The sequence below is a fragment of the Dyella marensis genome, assembly GCF_049532885.1.
Taxonomy (GTDB): Bacteria; Pseudomonadota; Gammaproteobacteria; order Xanthomonadales; family Rhodanobacteraceae; genus Dyella_D; species Dyella_D marensis.
This window is the reverse complement of the sequence record NZ_CP064029.1, coordinates 562,103-578,185: the sequence shown is the minus strand read 5'-3', so window position 1 is coordinate 578,185 and position 16,083 is coordinate 562,103. Positions and strand designations below refer to the sequence as shown.

Here is a 16,083-nt window from a genome sequence, read left to right as displayed (position 1 = left end):
GTCAGGGTTCCAGCAGCAGCTGGAGCCGTTCCAGATTGGTGAGCAGCTGCGCGTGGCGGCGTTCGTCGCCCTCGCACAGCTCGATGAACAACCCGTCCAGCAGATGCTGCAGGGCGGATTGATAGACGATCGACTGCACATACGGCTGCTCGTCGTGCGCCGACACCAGCAGCGCCAGGTCGGCCAGCGCGCGCAGCGGATTGGACGTGTGGCGCGTCACCGTCAGCAAACGGCCGCGCTGCTCGCGGAACAGCCGCCCCATCTTGCACAGCGCCGGATGGTGGCCATGCTCGGAGAAGATCAGCAGCACGTCGCCCGCGCCTCCGGAAGAGATGCTCGCCATCATCCGCGCCACGTCGAAGCTCTGCACGGTGGCGATGCCCAGCATCGACAGCTTCAGCGCGAAGCCGCGCGAGTAGATGTCGTCCTCGCCCACGCCGATCACGAACACCTTGCCTGCCTTGCCCAGCGCCTCCGCCGCGCCGCGCAGGGTTTCCGGCGGATTGATCAGCCGCGTCGCCTCTTCCGCCTCCGACTTGCGCCGCCACAGGCTGGTGGCCAGCGACTCGCGCTCGCCGCCGGCCACCGGGTGCGCCGCCACCGCGGCCTCGCCGTTGTCGGCGCGCGCGATCGCCTCGCCGACCGAGTACTTCAGGTCCGGATAGCCCTTGAAACCCAGCTTCTGGGTGAACTTCACCACGCTGGACTGGCTGATCCCCAGCGCGTTCGCTAACTGCTGCGAGGAGTAGTCGCGCAGCAGCTGCGCGTTCTCCAGGATGAAGTCGGCGATGCGCCGCTCCACTGCCGACATCTGGTCGCGCTCGGAGCGGATCTTCACCAGTGGTGACATGGGCGGTGCGGGCAGCGATGCGGCCATAATCGGACTCCTAGCCATCGATCGGCTCCAGGCCGCGGATCTGGCGGATGCCCAATCCAGGCGCGGCGCTGATCGAGATCTCCGACTCGTTGAAGTTCACCCCGCCGTCCACAGGGTCGTACTGGCACAGCGAGGGGCCGTCCAGGTCCACCTTGGTGATCACGTCGGCCTTGGCCACCGCCACGTGCACCGCGGCGGCCACGCTGATGCTGGTTTCCAGCATGCAGCCGATCATGCAGTCGATGCCGTGCAGGCCGGCGATGTCGGCGATGCGGATGGCATTGGAAATGCCGCCGGTCTTCATCAGCTTGATGTTGATGATGTCGGCCGCGCGCAGGCGGATCAGCTCGATCACCTCCATCGGGCCGAACACGCTCTCGTCCGCCATCACCGGCGTATGCACGCGCTCGGTGACATAGCGCATGCCTTCCAGGTCGCGCGCCTTCACCGGCTGCTCGACCAGTTCCAGCTTCACGCCGGCGTCTTCCAGCGTCTGCAGCGCGTACACCGCCTGCTTGGCGGTCCAGCCCTGGTTGGCGTCCAGGCGCAGCAGCGCGCGGTCTTCCACTGCGGCGTAGATCGCCTTGACGCGCTCGATGTCGACGCCGATGTCCTTGCCCACCTTGATCTTCAGCGACTCGAAGCCGCGCTCTACCGCGCTGATCGAATCGGCCACCATCTTGTCGATGTAGTCCACGCTGATGGTGATGTCGGTGGTGATCACCGGATCGCCGCCGCCCAGCAGCTGGTACAGCGGCGCCTTGTAGAGCTGGCCCCACAGGTCGTACACCGCGATCTCCACCGCCGCCTTGGCGCTGGTGTTCTTTTCCATCGAGGCCTGGATCAGGTGGGTGATCCGGTTGAGGTCCGCCACCTCGTGCCCGATCAGCCGCGGCGCGATGTAATGGCGGATGGCGTCGACGATGGAACCGTGCGTGTCGCCGGTGATCACCGCGGTGGCCGGCGCCTCGCCGAAGCCGACGTGGCCGGTGTCGGTATGCACCATCACCACGATGTCCTCCACGCGCTCGACCGTGCGCAAGGCCGTCTTGAAGGGCGTCTTCAGCGGCACCCGCAGCATGCCGAACTGGATATCGGTGATTTTCATGAGGTCCGTCTGTGTGGGTCGGGTCGTCGGTCGGTCAGCGGATGCGCACGATGCTGGTCATGCGGTCGATATAGCGCTGCGTGTCGTTGAACATCAGCGGACGCAGCGGCGTCACCGACACTTCATTGAGCTGGACCCGCCGCATCGCGCCGTCCTGGCGGTAGCTGAGGCCGTTGGTGTCGTGGATCACGTAGGGTTCGCCGTCGATGCGGCCGAGCATCATCATCACGTGGCCGGGGATGTAGATCAGGTCGCCGATCTGCAGCTCGTCGATCGCCTTCTCGCGCACCGCGCGGCTGTCCTTGTCGGTGAACAAGGTGTGCTCCAGCCCCGGGCTGACCGCCTGCGCGCTGGTATTGCGCGGCATCTGCACGCCCATGCTGCGGTAGACGTCGGAGACGAAGCCGCTGCAGTCGCGCGCGTCGTAGGCATGGCCCCAGCCATAGCGTTCGCCGAGGAACTTGAAGGCCTGGCGGATCAGGTTGGCATGGGTCAGCGGCAGATAGTCCGCCGCGCTGTCGGTGTTCTTCTGCAGCAGCGCGGGGCTGAAGGCGAGCGAGCCGTCGGCCTGGCGGACCGGCAGCTCCAGCGTCCACGAGCTGTAGGCGTGCTGGCCGTTGACCGGCTGGTCCGCCGCCAGGCCCTGCGCCAGCGGCACGCGCGTGCCCATGTCCAGCTGCAGCTGCGAGACGCCCGGCTGTTCGCGGGTGTAGACGGTGCGCTCGGTAGCGCCGGTGACCACGCGGTACGGCGCTTTGTCGGCATAGCCGAGCACCTGTTCGCGACTGCCTTCGGCGATCGCGTCGCGTTCCACCCAGGCCGCATAGCGCGGGCTCACCACGAACAGCCAGCGGCCGTCCTGGCTGGCATGCACGATCGCCACCGGTGTGCCGGGGAATTCGGCGGTTTCCTGGAAGCGGTCGATATCGGTGTCGCCCTTGTGGCTGAACACCCGCAGCGAGGTGGGAAAGGAACGCAGCGCGGCGCGCTTCACCACCAGGCCGTAGCGGGTCTTCTGCGTGGCCGGCACCTGGTCCAGCGCCAGCGACGGCAGCAGGGCATCGAGCGTGGCGGCGGGTACGCTGCGGCCGGCTTCGTCGTAAAGCTCGTGCGTGGGGCGCCTGGAAAGGTCCTGGATCCACTTCAGCACCTGCGCGCGCTCCAGCGTGGCCGGCAGCGCCTGCAGGTCGTGCATGCTGGGATCGACCTGCAGCAGTTTCGCATTGCGCGCGGCGATGGTGGCGGCATCCAGCACCACGGCGTCGGGCGACGGCGCCTGGCGCAGCCAGAACGCCGGATCCAGCTGCTCGGCGCCCACGCCGATCACGCCCGAGGGCGGCACCGCCATCTCGCGCGCTTGCAGCGCGGCGCTCATCGGCAGCAGCAGGACCAGGCAGGCGGCGGCAAGCGGGTGACGCATGGTCGGTTTCTTCATTGCCGATTTCCTCATCCCGATTTCCTCAACGCGTTCTCCTCATCGATAGCCGCCGCTCACGACGACAGCATCGACAGCACCTGGGCCACCAGCAGGCCGAAGCCGGTGCCGAGGATATAGCCGAGCAGGGCCAGCAGGACGCCCACCGGCACCAGCGGACGCGCATAGGTGGCGGCCAGCACCGGGGTGGCGGCGACGCCGCCGATATGCGCCAGCGAGGAAATGCCGCACAGGTACAGGTCGAAGCGGAACAGCTTAGCGAACAGCGCCAGCAGCACGCCCTGGATGCCGATGATGCAGACGCCGCACAGCAGGTACAGCGGCGCGCGGCCCATGCCTTCGAAATTGCTTTGCGAGGCCAGCACCGCCACCACCGCCACCAGCAAGGTGCCGGAAATCTTGCCCGCGCCCGGCAGCCGCGCCAGCGGCGTATGCGCCGCGAGCAGGCCCAAGCCCGTAGCCAGCAGGATGGTCCAGGTGGTGGGACTGACCATGCCGGACGCCGGCAGCCGGTCGCCCAGCCACGCCGAACCCGCCGCCACCAGCAGGGCCAGGCCCAGCCACAGCAGCACGCTGTCGGTGGTGGGCGGACTGTCGACGCGCGTTTCCGCCACGATCAGGTCCGCGCTGGAGGTGGCGCGGGTCCAGCGGTTGAAGGCCGGCGCCAGGCGCGCCACCGAGAACAGCACCACCACCCACATCGAGTAGCACAGCGCGTCGGTGAGCAGGCTCATGGCCAGGTGTGTGTCGGACATGCCGATCGCCTGCTTCACCGCGATCATGTTCGCCGTGCCGCCCATCCAGCTGCCGCTGAGCGCAGCCAGCGGATGCCAGGCGTCGCCCGGCAGCCAGTGGCGGAACATCAGGTAGGTGACCACGAAGGCGGTGAACAGGCTCACCGAGGTGCAGGCGAACACCGCCAGCACGCGCGGACCCAGCGCGAAGATCGCGCGCAGGTCGCAGTTGATCATCAGCAGGAACACCAGCGCCGGCACCATGCGCTCCACCAGCATGCCCTGCGCGGCCTGGATCTCGGCGGTGTTCTTCCACAGCCCCGACACGGCCAGGGCGGTGACCAGCAGATAGGTGAGCACGATAGGCGGCAGCACGTTGAAGATCCGCCAGCCGAACTGCCTTTCCAGCGCGGGGAATGCCCCGGCCGCCAACAGCATCAGCGCCAGATAAGGCCAGACCGTCTGGATCATCGAACCCCCTTCGTCAGTGGCTGCCGGGCGGCTGGCCCATGGCAATTCGGCAGGCTTGGAATAGCTAATTCCTGTCAATTTCTATCGAAGCATAAATTATTGACCAGGGATTGCAAGCATGCTACACAGCGTTTTCAACAACTTCTTGCGGGGGAGTTCTGGTGTTGAAAACGGCAGGCTCGGCACCGGGTTCCGCGGCCGCGCGCGCACTGCGCCGCACCGCTTTTGCGCTGGCCCTGGGCTGCGCCATGTCTCCCGTTTTCGCCGCGGCCGGCGACACGCCCGCGGGCTTGAACGCCACCGTCGCGCAGATCGACGCCGGCCACTTCAAGCAGGCCGAAGCCGCGATCGGCCAGGCGCTGGCCCAGCCGGGACTCTCCGCCCAGGCGCGCCAGGACTGGCTGTTCCAGCGCGAGCGCATGCGCCGCATCCTGCTCGACTTCACCCTCGACGCCGACGCGGTGAAGGCGCGGGTGCGCAAGCAGATGCCGGACCTGAGCGACGCCGACTTCGCGCGCTGGGACGCCGCCGGCCTGTTCGAACACCAGACCATCGACGGCCGCACGCTGTACTTCAAGCGCTCGCCCGGCAACCTGTTCCGCCTGAGCGCCGAGGCACGCGGGCGCCGCACGGACAAGACGCCGCTCACCGACGGCCCGATGGAGTCGCTCAACGACTACCACCGCCAGGTGCGCGCCGCCGCGCTGACCGCACACGCAACCCACGTGCTGCCGCATCGCGTGCGCATGACGCAGACGCTGACCGTCGATGCCAACGCCTTGCCCGCGGGCGAAACGGTGCGTGCCTGGATTCCCTATCCGCAGGAACTGCCCGGCCAGCAGGACGACATCCGCTACGTGACCAGCGTGCCGGCGAAGCACGACATCGCGCCGGCCAGTGCGCCGATGCGCACGGTGTACCTGGAGCAGCCCGCGAAGGCCGGCGAGAAGACCGTGTTCTCGGTGACCTATGAAGTGAGCTTGTCCGCGCAGTACCGCGAGATCGACCCGGACCAGGTCACCGCCACGCGCATCACGCCAGAACTTGCACCCTACGTGGCCGAGCGCGCGCCGCACGTGGTGTTCACCGACGACCTGCGCAAGTTCTCCAAGGATGTGGTGGGCGAGGAGAAGAACCCCTACCGCATCGCGCAGAAGCTGTTCGCCGCGGTGGACCGCATCCCCTGGGCCGGTGCGCGCGAGTATTCGACCATCAGCAACATCAGCGACTACACCTTGCACGCCGGCCACGGCGACTGCGGGCAGCAGACGCTGCTGCTGATCGCCCTGCTGCGGCTCAACGGCATTCCGGCGCGCTGGCAGTCCGGCATGGTGTTCGCCGAAAACGGCTACGACAACATCCACGACTGGGGCCAGGTGTATCTGGCGCCCTACGGCTGGGTGCCGATGGACGTGACCACCGGCCAGCTGCATCCGGCCGCGCCGGCCGACGCGCCGCTGCAGTGGTTCTACCTCGGCGGCCTGGACGCCTGGCGCATCGCCTTCAACCGCGATTTCGGCCAGCCCTTTACGCCGCCCAAGCAGCAGTTCCGCTCCGACAACGTCGATTCGCAACGCGGCGAGGTCGAGTGGAAGGGCGGGAATCTGTACTTCGACCAGTGGGACTACCACTTCCAGTGGCAGCTGCTGCCGGACGCGCGGGGGCGTGCCGGCGGCGCCTGAGTTCTTTTCGCTAACGCATCGACATCACGTTGGGAGACGGGGAGATGGGGGAGATGAGCAGTCGGTATCTGCGCAAGACCGCGCTATGTCTGGGGCTGGGCCTGGCCTTCGGCCTGCCCGCCTGGCAGGCGCATGCCGCCAACAACGACGGCACCATCGTGGGCCGCACGCAGCCCGGCGCGGTGGTGACCGTGCGCGACCCGGCCACCGGCCTGTCGCGCAGCACCACGGCGGACGAGAAAGGCAATTACCGCATTCCGTTCCTGCCGGTGGGCAGGTACGTGCTGGAAAGCCGCAAGGACGGCAACCTCACCACCCAGCCGGCCGACGTGACGGTGACCCTGGGCAATGCCACCACGGTGAACCTGGGCGTGAAGGAGCTGGAAGGCGTGAGCGTCAGCGCCACCAGCGTGATCACCAAGGTGGACGTCACTTCCACCGAGTCGGCGGTCAATATCAGCCGCGAGGAACTGCGCCGCCTGCCGGTGGATCAGAACATCGCCTCGGTCGCCCTGCTCGCGCCGGGCGTCAACAAAGGCAATTCCAGCTTCGGCGGCATCAGCTTCGGCGGTTCGTCGATCGCGGAGAACGCGATCTACGTCAACGGCCTCAACGTCACCGATTTCTACAACCGCAACGGCTTCTCCGAAGCGCCGTTCGCGTTCTACCAGGAGTTCCAGGTCAAGACCGGCGGCTACTCGGTGGAGTTCGGCCGCACCACCGGCGGCGTGATCAACGCGGTGGCGCGCTCGGGCAGCAACCAGTTCAAGTGGGGCACCGAGCTGACCATGGAACCGGGCGCCTGGCACGACAAGCCCAAGAACCGCTACGACGCGCAGGGCAACCGCTACCTCGCCTCCAGCGAGGACCGCGACTCACTGATGAAGACCAATGTCTACGCGTCCGGCCCCATCGTGAAGGACAAGCTGTTCTTCTTCGCCATGTACGAGGCGCGCGGCAGCTCGCCGCGCAATACCAGCGACGACGGCACCACCTTCACCAGCAACGGCGCCCACAACGGTTTCTGGGGCGCCACCATCGACTGGCACATCAACGACAACAACCTGCTGTCGCTGATGGCGTTTTCCGACAAGAGCAAGAACACCGGCGACGTCTACGACTACACCTTCGACACGCGCACGCTCGGCGCCAAGACCAACGAGATCTACACCGACTCCGGCGGCAAGAACTGGGCGCTGACCTACACCAACTACCTCACCGACGACCTGTCGATGAAGCTGCTGTACGGCAGCAACAAGCGCAACGCCTATACCCGCTCGCTCAGCGATATCGAATGCAACCGCGTGGTGGCCGAAACCAAGGTGACCAATGCCGTGCCGGTGCCGGGCGGCGTGCCGCTGGGCTGCACCACCAATTCCACCGTGGAGAAGCGCGACGACACCCGCAAGGAGATCCGCGCCGATTTCGAATGGAAGCTCGGCGACCACCTGGTGCGCTTCGGCTATGACCACGAGAAGGACACCTCGATCTACCAGCGCCACTACACCGGCCCCGGCGCGGTCTACTACAACCTCTACTACGCCACCCCGGGCTCGACCATCAACAACACCGGCGGCGTGCTGCCGGCCGGGTATACGGCGTACGTGCGTGCGCGCCGCTACGAGATCGCCGGCACCTTCGAGACCACCAACTCGGCGTATTACCTGGAAGACAACTGGCAGATCACGCCGACCTTCCTGTTGAACGCGGGCATCCGCAACGACGGCTTCGACAACAAGGCCGCCAACGGCAGCAGCTACATCAAAATGAAGAACATGTGGGCGCCGCGCTTCGGCTTCTCCTGGGACATCAAGGGCGACGGCACCACCAAGCTGTTCGGCAACCTGGGCCGTTACTTTTTGCCGGTGGCCAACGTGATCAACATCAAGCAGGCCGGCGGCCTGCTCGACGAGCGCACCTACTACGCCTTCAGCGGCTGGCAGATCGTCGACCGCAACGGCAACAAGTACGCGATGCCGGTGCTCGGGCCGCAGCTGGGCGGCGTGGACACCTCGCAGGGCGACGGCAAGGTCGGCGACCTGCGCTCGCAGGTGAACAAGGACATGGACCAGGTGTTCCAGGACGAAGCCATCCTCGGCTTCCAGCAGATGCTGGACAAGAGCTGGTCCTGGGGCGTGAGCGCCACCTACCGCCGCCTGCACAACGCGATCGACGACATGGAGATCAGCGCCACCGGCAAGTGCGGCGCCAACGGCTATATCGGCTGGGTGATGGGCAACCCGGGCAAGAAGAACACGGTGTGGGGCGACACCAACTGCGACGGCGTGGCCGACGGCTGGGTCACCGTGGACACGGCGAAGGAAGGCTGGGCGATGTACGACGCCGACGGCAATTACCTGGGCCAGCGCGGCTGGGTGAAGCCCAAGCGCACCTTCACTTCGGTGGAGTTCCAGCTGGACCGCGCCTGGGACAACCAGTGGGCGTTCAACGCCTCGTATACCTTGTCGTGGAACCGCGGCAACGCGGAAGGCCCGGTCAACTCAGACACCAACTTCGACGACACCGGCCGCACCGAGAACTTCGACAACCCCTGGGTGAACTTCGGCGGCGACGGCTATCTGCCGAACGACCACCGCCACCAGCTGAAGCTGCGCGGCACCTATGCGCTCACCCCGCACTGGCAGTTCGGCGGCGACCTCACCGTGCTGTCCGGCGGCCCGATCACCGGCTTCGGCGTGGGCAATCCGTACGACGCGACCAACTACCACAGCTACTACATCTGCGTGGCCAACTGCTCGTCCGACCGTTCGGAAGACCGCGTGTACGAGCGTTCCCCGCGCGGCAAGTACGGCACCATGCCGTGGACCTACAACCTCGGCGCCAGCGTCACCTACCTGCGCTCGCTGGGCGAGACCGGCCAGCTGCGCGTGAAGTTCGCCATCTACAACCTGCTCAACCAGCAGCGCACGGTGGCGGTGGATCAGGACCTGCAGACTTCGATCAGCGACGGTACCAATTCCACGTTCCGCCAGGCGCTGCGCTTCCAGGATCCGCGTTTTGCCCAGCTCACCGTGTCGCTGGATTTCTGAGCATGCATCGCTGAAGGTGTACTCCCCAAGGCGGCCCGCGTGAGTTCGGGCCGCCTTTTTTTCAGCACACGGCAGAAACATGTCCCACACCTCGTCCCTTCCCGCCGAACCTGCGCTCCACCCCGACACCCTGTTCGACGGCGTCGACCTGCGCCGCCTCGCCGAACGCATCCCCACCCCGTTCCACGCCTATTCCGCCAGCGCGATCCGCGCCCGCATCGATGGCTTGCAGCAGGCGCTGCAAGGCCTGGATGCCACGCTGTGCTACGCCGTCAAGGCGAACAGCAATCTGGCCATCCTGCAGCTGATGGCGAAAACGGGCGTGGGTGCGGACATCGTCTCCTCCGGCGAGCTATGGCGCGCCCTGCATGCGGGCATTCCGGCGCAGCGCATCGTGTTCTCCGGCGTGGGCAAGACCGCGGCCGAGATCGCCGAGGCCCTGGCCGCCGGCATCCAGCGCTTCAATGTCGAATCGGCGGACGAACTGGACCTGCTGCAGCAGATGGCGGCCGAACTGCACGTCACCGCGCATGCGGCGGTGCGCATCAACCCCGACGTCGACGCGCAGACCCACGCCAAGATTTCCACCGGCAAGGCGGAAAACAAATTCGGCGTCAGCATCGACGAGGCGCGCCGCTGGTTCGACCACGCGGCGCGCCACCCGAACGTGCGGCTGGACGGCCTGCACGTGCATATCGGCTCGCAGATCCTCAGCGTCGAACCGTTCCGCCTCGCCTTCGCGCGCGTGGCGGCGTTCTGGCGCGAGCTGGAAGACGCCGGCCACGCCATCGCCAGCATCGACGTAGGCGGCGGCCTGGGCGTGCGCTATCGGGACGGCCAGGTGCCGATCGCGCCGGCGGACTACGCCGCGGCCATCCGCGAAGCCCTGGGAGCGTTCAAAGGGCGCCTGCTGCTGGAACCCGGCCGCTACCTGGTCGCCGAGGCCGGCGTGCTGCTCACCCGCGTGATCCGCGTGAAGCAGGGCGACCGGCGCCGCTTCCTGGTGCTCGACGCGGCCATGAACGACTTGCTGCGCCCCAGCCTCTACGAGGCCTGGCACGACATCGTCCCCCTGCTCGACGGACCGCGTCCGCACTGCCGCTACGACGTGGTCGGCCCGGTCTGCGAAACCGGCGACACCTTCGCGGTGGAACGCGAGCTGCCCGAGCTGCGCAGCGGCGACCTGGTGCTGATCCGCACCACCGGCGCCTACGGCGCCTCGATGGCGTCCACCTACAACTCGCGCCCGCTCGCCGCCGAGGTGCTGCTCGAGCGCGGCCGCCATGCCATAGTGCGGCGGCGGCAGAGTCTCGAAGACATGGTCGCCGGCGAACAGCCGGCCTCGCATTGGGAAAGCGCATGAAGCTATGGCCTTATCTCGGCGCGCTGGCGCCGCTGCTGCTGTGGACCGGCACCGCCACGGCGGGCGAGGACCCGCCCGTCACCATCGACACCCACGTCGATATCCCGCTGGCCTACATGCACGAGCCGCGCTTCGACGCGGGTCACGACACCCCGCTGCAGGTGGACCTGGGCAAGATGGAACGCGGCGGATTGAATGCCGCGTTCTTCGTCATCTACGTCGAGCAGGGCCCGCTCAATGCCAAGGGCTATGCCAAGGCGGTAGCGCAGGCCAGGCGCAAGTACGAGGACATCCACCTGCTGGTGCAGCGCTATCCGCGGCGCATCAAGCTGGCCACCACGCCGGAACAAGTCCTCGCCAACCGCAAGGCCGGCGTGCTGTCGGCGATGATCGGCATCGAGAACGGCTATTCGCTCGGCCACGACCTGAAGAACATGGACTGGGTGTTCGCCCAGGGCGCGCGCTATATCGGCCTCACCCACGTCGGCCACAACGATCTTTGCACCAGTTCGATGCCCACCGCCGAGCTGGGCGATCCGCCGCTGAGCGACGCAGGGCTGAGTGCGTTCGGCAAGCAGGTGGTGGAGCGCGCCAACCGGCTGGGCATCATGGTCGATGTCTCGCACAGTTCGGATGCCTGCGTGCGCGACGTGCTGGCGCTGTCGAAGGCGCCGGTCATCGCCTCGCATTCCGGCGCGCACGCGCTGGTGAACCATCCGCGCAACCTGCCGGACGATCTGCTGCGTGCGATCGCGGCAAAGGGCGGCGTGGTGCAGGCGGTGGCGTACAAGGGTTTCCTCAAGCTGGATCCGGGCCGCGAGCTGGCGGAGAAAGCCTTGCAGGCGCAGGTGGCCAAGCAGGCGGGCGACAAGCAGTACGACAGCGAGAAGCACGATTTCCTGCCGGCGTATGTCCAAGGCATGGCGCGCATCGACAAGGCCTTTCCCTTGCCGACGCTCGACGATTACCTGGCGCAGATCCGCCATATGGTCGACGTCGCCGGTATCGACCACGTCGGCATCGCCTCGGACTTCGACGGCGGCGGCGGCATCGACGGCTGGCGCGACGCCAGCCAGACCCGCAACGTGACCGCGGCGCTACGCAAGGCCGGTTTCAGCGATGCGGACATCGCCAAGCTGTGGGGCGGCAATCTGCTGCGCGTGTGGAAGGCAGTGGAGCAGACGGCCGATGCGCCGGCTCGCTGAAGTCCTGTCGATCGCACTGCTGCTCGCCGCCGGTGCGGCGCAGGCGCAGACGCCGAAGGACCGCTTCGATCCGCTGGTCGATGCCGTGGTGGCGCGCTATCGCCTGCCCGGCATCGCCGTCGGCGTGATCGAGAACGGCGAGGTGGTGTACCGGCATACGGCGGGCGAACTGGCGCTGGGATCCGGCCAGCCGGTCACCCCCGATGCGCTGTTCAAGATCGCCTCCAACAGCAAGGCGATGACCTCCGCCCTGCTCGCGCGCCTGGTGCAGCAGGGCAAGCTGCGCTGGGACGATCCGGTGAAACGCTGGATTCCGGCTTTCCGTATGTACGACCCATGGGTGACCGAGCATATGCAGGTCGGCGACCTGCTGACGCATCGCAGCGGGCTGGGCGAAGGCGCGGGCGATCTGATGCTGTGGCCGGAGCCGAACGGCTTCACCCGCCAGGACATCGTCGCCGCGCTGGCCTATCTGAAGCCGCGCTACAGCTTCCGTGCCGGCTATGCGTACGACAACCTGCTCTACGTGGTGGCGGGCGAAGTCGCTGCCGCCGCGGGTGGCGCGCCGTATGAAACGCTGCTGCGCCGCGAAGTGTTCGAACCGCTCGGGCTGGCACGCTGCCAGGTCGGTACCTGGCGCCGCGATGCGCTGGCGCCGGTCGCGGTGCCGCATGCAAGCCGCGGTGACGGCTTCGTACCGCTTGCGCCCACCGACCCCGTGGTGCACCCCACCACCATGGAAGCGGCCGGCGGCGTGCAGTGCAGCCTCGATGACATGCTGATCTGGGCGCGCCAATGGCTGGCGCCGACGCCACAGCAGCTGGCCTGGCTGCCGCAGGCGCAGCGCGACCCGCTGTGGACGCCGTACACGCCGATGCCGATCTCCGCGCAGCGCCGCGCCTGGGATGGCACCAAGCTGTATGCCTACGGCTATGGCTGGCGCATCGCCGATGTGGATGGCGTGCAGACCGTATCGCATACCGGCACGCTGTCGGGCATGTATTCGGCGCTGTACCTGGTGCCGGGCCGGCGCGACGGTTTCGTGGTGCTGATCAACGGCGATGCGGAAGACGCACGCACCGTGCTGGTCGAAGTGCTGCTGAAGCAGTTCACCGCGCCGGAGAAAGCACGCAGCGTCGCCGCCTATGCGGACGAACTCGCCGCGAAGGAAAGCCACCGCCACGCGTCGCGCGTGCCCGATACGTCCAGACGCCAAGCCGCCACGCGCAAGGAACTGGCCGGCCTGCTTGGCGTATGGCGCGATCCCTGGTTCGGCGAAGCGCGCCTGTGCCCGAGCGGCGACGGCGTGGCATTCGAAGCGATCAAATCCCCTCGCCTGCGCGGCCCGGTGATGCGCGTGGGCCACGGCTACCTGGTGCAGTGGGAGCACGGCGACGCCGAAGCCTGGCTGCATGCACCCACCGGCAAGTCCGGCAACCTGCAGATGAGCAAGGTCGATCCCGATGCCGATTTCAGCTACGACTTCGAAGATCTCGCGTTCAAGCGCGTACGCGGCTGCGACTAGGCGGCTGGCGCTGCTGGCCGCCGCGCTGCTGTGCGGCTGCGCCGCGCCGGCCGCGAAGCCGCCCGTCGCCACCGGCACGCTGGCGCAGGCGAACCTGGTGGATATCCGCACGCTGGCGCCGGATATCGCCGAGGACATCAAGTACGCCGGCAGCGACAACTTCGTCGGCACGCCGGTCGACGGCTACGCGGCGGCGAAGTGCTATCTGCTGCGCCCCGCGGCCGCGGCGCTGGCCAAGGTCGAACGCGACCTGCACGCCAAGCACCAGCGCCTGCTGCTGTGGGACTGCTACCGTCCGGCCCGCGCCGTCAGCCATTTCGTGCGCTGGGGCGGCGACCTGGCCGACCAGCGCACCAAGGCCGCGCACTATCCCCATCTCGACAAGCGCGTGCTGCTCGGCGACTACATCGCGCCGCGCTCGGGCCACAGCCGCGGCGCCACCATGGACCTCACCCTGATGCAATGCGATGCGCGCGACGAGCACTGCGCGCCGCTCGACATGGGCACGCCGTTCGACTACTTCGACCCGCTGGCCAATACCGACAACCCGGACGTCACGCCCGCACAGCGCGCCCATCGCGACCTGCTGCGCGAGGCGATGCGCCGCGGCGGCTTCCGCAACTACGCGTTCGAGTGGTGGCATTACACGCTCGAGCCGGAACCGGCGCCCGACACCTACTACGACCTGCCGATCCGCTGACCGGGACCCGCCATGCGCCACTTCGCGTTCCTTGCCGCGCTGCTGCTGTTTTCCGCCCGCGCCCCCGCCGCCGACGCCGACACCTCGATGCAGCCCTACACCGGCAAAGTCCCCGGCGCCTCGCTGCTGGTGCTGAAGGACGGCAAGCCGGTGCTGCGCAGGGCCTACGGCTACGCCGACCTGGAACACGGCGTGGCCGCCACGCCAGCCACCAACTACCGGCTGGCCTCGATGAGCAAGCAGTTCACCGCCGCCGCCATCCTGCTGCTGGCGGAAGACGGCAAGCTGAAACTCGGCGATTCGGTGCGCCGCTGGCTGCCTTCGCTGCCGGCGAGCGACCAGGGCATCACCATCCATCACCTGCTCTCGCATGCGTCCGGCCTGATCGATTACGAAGACCTGATGCCGCCCGGCACCACCAGGCAGCTCAACGACGGCGACGTGCTGCGCATGCTGTCGGCCGAGACGCGCGGCTATTTTGCGCCCGGCACCGGCTACCGCTACAGCAACAGCGGCTACGTGCTGCTGGGGCTGATCGTCGAACGCGCCTCCGGCCAGCGCCTGCCCGAGTTCCTGCGCCAGCGCATCTTCAAGCCGCTGCACATGGACCACACCCTGCTGCGCGAAGCGGACGGCCCGCAGCCCGCGCACCGCGCCTACGGCTACAGCCAGCAGGACGGCCGCTGGGTGCGCACCGACCAGGACCTCACCAGCGCCACCCGCGGCGACGGCGGTATCTATTCCTCCATCGACGACCTGGCGCGCTGGGACGCGGCGCTCTACGACGGCCGCCTGCTCAAGGACAGCTCGCGCGCCCTGGCCTTCGCCGCGCAGAACCAGGTCACGGGTGAAGAAGACGTCGACGCCTATGGCTACGGCTGGCGCATCCATGGCGACGTGCGCTGGCATTCCGGCGAAAGCATCGGCTTCCGCAACGTGATCGTGCGCTGGCCGAAGCAGCATCTGACGGTGATCCTGCTGAGCAACCGCAACGATCCGGAGCCGTACCGGACGGCCATGGCGATCGCCCGGCCGTACCTCGCACCCTGACGTCACCCTCCCCCCTCGTCATCCCGGCGCAGGCCGGGATCCAGTAGCGACGCGCTGGCTTGTGCGTGAAGGTCGTAAGGTTCAGCTTTTGGGCTTTCGCGACAACTAGCCGGTATCGTCACTGGATCCCGGCCTGCGCCGGGATGACGAATGTGCGGTACTTCGCTGACTGGCCGGTCGAAACTGGCCACGCTGGCGCAGCGAGGTAAGATGGCCGGGGCCATCGGACTCCGCATGGCCGACACGAAGACAAGGGATTGCTCGCATGCGCACTTCAGCCCTCCGGCTTCAGGCCTCGCTCGTACTGGGCCTCACGGTTTCTCTCTCTACAGGATGTGTTTTCGCCATGTCACTCGACGACACGCAGGGAACTGCGGCACCGGCGCCGGCTCTGACCCGCCAGGTACCGCTCCATTTCAAGCGCCATAACTTCGAGGCGTTCTGCTACGACACCATCGGCTGCAGCGTCATGTACAACGGCCGCTACCAAGTGCAGAAGGCCGCGGACGAAGCTTCGCCGCCCAAGCCCGCCGGCGATTACCGCGAAGGCTGGGGCTCGGCGGAACTGGGCATCAGCAACTTCCCGGCGCCGGCCGAAGTCCGCTGGAAATCCAAGGACGGCACGGCGCACGAGGCCAAGGTCGACATCGCGCAGATCTTCAAGGACGAGCTGATCTGGCACAACGTGCCCAAGGAAGCGATGACCGACTTCTATTCCGGCCCCGTGGCCGGCGCGCCGGACATCTACCTGGAAGTGGACGACCGCACCATCAACGTCTACACCGCGATGTTCATTCCCACCCGGCAGCCGCAGGTCCCGGGCAACAAGGACAGCGACTTCAGGAAAGACATCTTCCTGGTCTGGAGCAGGACTTACTAAAGG

Annotated in this window: 12 protein-coding genes; 8 read left to right on the top strand and 4 right to left on the bottom strand. The window is 67.3% G+C overall.

Features of this window, described 5'->3' with window-relative positions:
- Position 1: 1 nt before the first annotated feature.
- From ISN75_RS02450 to ISN75_RS02435, 4 genes are all read right to left on the bottom strand, one after another.
- Positions 2-850 (bottom strand): MurR/RpiR family transcriptional regulator, encoded by an 849-nt coding sequence (locus ISN75_RS02450; protein WP_343819532.1) that lies wholly within the window; start codon positions 848-850, stop codon positions 2-4.
- A gap of 37 nt (positions 851-887) precedes the next feature.
- Positions 888-1,985, bottom strand: coding sequence for a dipeptide epimerase (locus ISN75_RS02445; protein WP_168649278.1), 1,098 nt, complete (start codon positions 1,983-1,985; stop codon positions 888-890).
- A gap of 34 nt (positions 1,986-2,019) precedes the next feature.
- Positions 2,020-3,405 carry an SH3 domain-containing protein gene (locus tag ISN75_RS02440; RefSeq protein ID WP_343819534.1) on the bottom strand — a complete coding sequence of 462 codons (1,386 nt, stop codon included), beginning with the start codon at positions 3,403-3,405 and terminating at the stop codon, positions 2,020-2,022.
- Positions 3,406-3,476: 71 nt separating this feature from the next.
- Positions 3,477-4,625 (bottom strand): DUF819 domain-containing protein, encoded by a 1,149-nt coding sequence (locus ISN75_RS02435; RefSeq protein ID WP_167252620.1) that lies wholly within the window; start codon positions 4,623-4,625, stop codon positions 3,477-3,479.
- Positions 4,626-4,873: 248 nt separating this feature from the next.
- Between ISN75_RS02435 and ISN75_RS02430 the strand changes: the two genes are divergently transcribed.
- From ISN75_RS02430 to ISN75_RS02395, 8 genes are all read left to right on the top strand, one after another.
- The gene (locus ISN75_RS02430; protein WP_343819536.1) at positions 4,874-6,307 is read left to right on the top strand and encodes a transglutaminase domain-containing protein; all 1,434 of its coding nucleotides are present in this window, start codon (positions 4,874-4,876) and stop codon (positions 6,305-6,307) included.
- Between the two features lie 53 nt (positions 6,308-6,360).
- Positions 6,361-9,357 (top strand): TonB-dependent receptor, encoded by a 2,997-nt coding sequence (locus tag ISN75_RS02425; RefSeq protein WP_167252622.1) that lies wholly within the window; start codon positions 6,361-6,363, stop codon positions 9,355-9,357.
- A 79-nt stretch (positions 9,358-9,436) separates the two neighbouring features.
- Positions 9,437-10,720, top strand: coding sequence for a diaminopimelate decarboxylase (gene lysA / locus ISN75_RS02420; RefSeq protein ID WP_343819538.1), 1,284 nt, complete (start codon positions 9,437-9,439; stop codon positions 10,718-10,720).
- Positions 10,717-11,925: a dipeptidase gene (locus ISN75_RS02415; RefSeq protein WP_343819539.1), complete on the top strand. Its 1,209-nt coding sequence runs from the start codon at positions 10,717-10,719 to the stop codon at positions 11,923-11,925. The genes lysA and ISN75_RS02415 overlap by 4 nt, the downstream gene beginning before the upstream one ends.
- Positions 11,909-13,450: a serine hydrolase domain-containing protein gene (locus ISN75_RS02410; protein ID WP_343819540.1), complete on the top strand. Its 1,542-nt coding sequence runs from the start codon at positions 11,909-11,911 to the stop codon at positions 13,448-13,450. The genes ISN75_RS02415 and ISN75_RS02410 overlap by 17 nt, the downstream gene beginning before the upstream one ends.
- Positions 13,389-14,150, top strand: coding sequence for a M15 family metallopeptidase (locus tag ISN75_RS02405; RefSeq protein WP_168649271.1), 762 nt, complete (start codon positions 13,389-13,391; stop codon positions 14,148-14,150). The genes ISN75_RS02410 and ISN75_RS02405 overlap by 62 nt, the downstream gene beginning before the upstream one ends.
- Positions 14,151-14,162: 12 nt before the next feature.
- On the top strand, positions 14,163-15,200 hold the full coding sequence (locus tag ISN75_RS02400) for a serine hydrolase domain-containing protein (protein ID WP_343819541.1): 1,038 nt from the start codon (positions 14,163-14,165) through the stop codon (positions 15,198-15,200).
- Between the two features lie 346 nt (positions 15,201-15,546).
- Positions 15,547-16,080 (top strand): hypothetical protein, encoded by a 534-nt coding sequence (locus tag ISN75_RS02395; RefSeq protein ID WP_167252628.1) that lies wholly within the window; start codon positions 15,547-15,549, stop codon positions 16,078-16,080.
- Positions 16,081-16,083: the final 3 nt, after the last annotated feature.

Excerpts from the sequence above, each read along its gene's own strand:
- ISN75_RS02450 (WP_343819532.1), bottom strand. The coding sequence starts at position 850 with ATGTCACCACTGGTGAAGATCCGCTCCGAGCGCGACCAGATGTCGGCA.
- ISN75_RS02445 (WP_168649278.1), bottom strand. The coding sequence starts at position 1,985 with ATGAAAATCACCGATATCCAGTTCGGCATGCTGCGGGTGCCGCTGAAG.
- ISN75_RS02440 (WP_343819534.1), bottom strand. The coding sequence starts at position 3,405 with ATGCGTCACCCGCTTGCCGCCGCCTGCCTGGTCCTGCTGCTGCCGATG.
- ISN75_RS02435 (WP_167252620.1), bottom strand. The coding sequence starts at position 4,625 with ATGATCCAGACGGTCTGGCCTTATCTGGCGCTGATGCTGTTGGCGGCC.
- ISN75_RS02430 (WP_343819536.1), top strand. The coding sequence starts at position 4,874 with ATGTCTCCCGTTTTCGCCGCGGCCGGCGACACGCCCGCGGGCTTGAAC.
- ISN75_RS02425 (WP_167252622.1), top strand. The coding sequence starts at position 6,361 with ATGAGCAGTCGGTATCTGCGCAAGACCGCGCTATGTCTGGGGCTGGGC.
- lysA (WP_343819538.1), top strand. The coding sequence starts at position 9,437 with ATGTCCCACACCTCGTCCCTTCCCGCCGAACCTGCGCTCCACCCCGAC.
- ISN75_RS02415 (WP_343819539.1), top strand. The coding sequence starts at position 10,717 with ATGAAGCTATGGCCTTATCTCGGCGCGCTGGCGCCGCTGCTGCTGTGG.
- ISN75_RS02410 (WP_343819540.1), top strand. The coding sequence starts at position 11,909 with ATGCGCCGGCTCGCTGAAGTCCTGTCGATCGCACTGCTGCTCGCCGCC.
- ISN75_RS02405 (WP_168649271.1), top strand. The coding sequence starts at position 13,389 with ATGCCGATTTCAGCTACGACTTCGAAGATCTCGCGTTCAAGCGCGTAC.
- ISN75_RS02400 (WP_343819541.1), top strand. The coding sequence starts at position 14,163 with ATGCGCCACTTCGCGTTCCTTGCCGCGCTGCTGCTGTTTTCCGCCCGC.
- ISN75_RS02395 (WP_167252628.1), top strand. The coding sequence starts at position 15,547 with ATGTCACTCGACGACACGCAGGGAACTGCGGCACCGGCGCCGGCTCTG.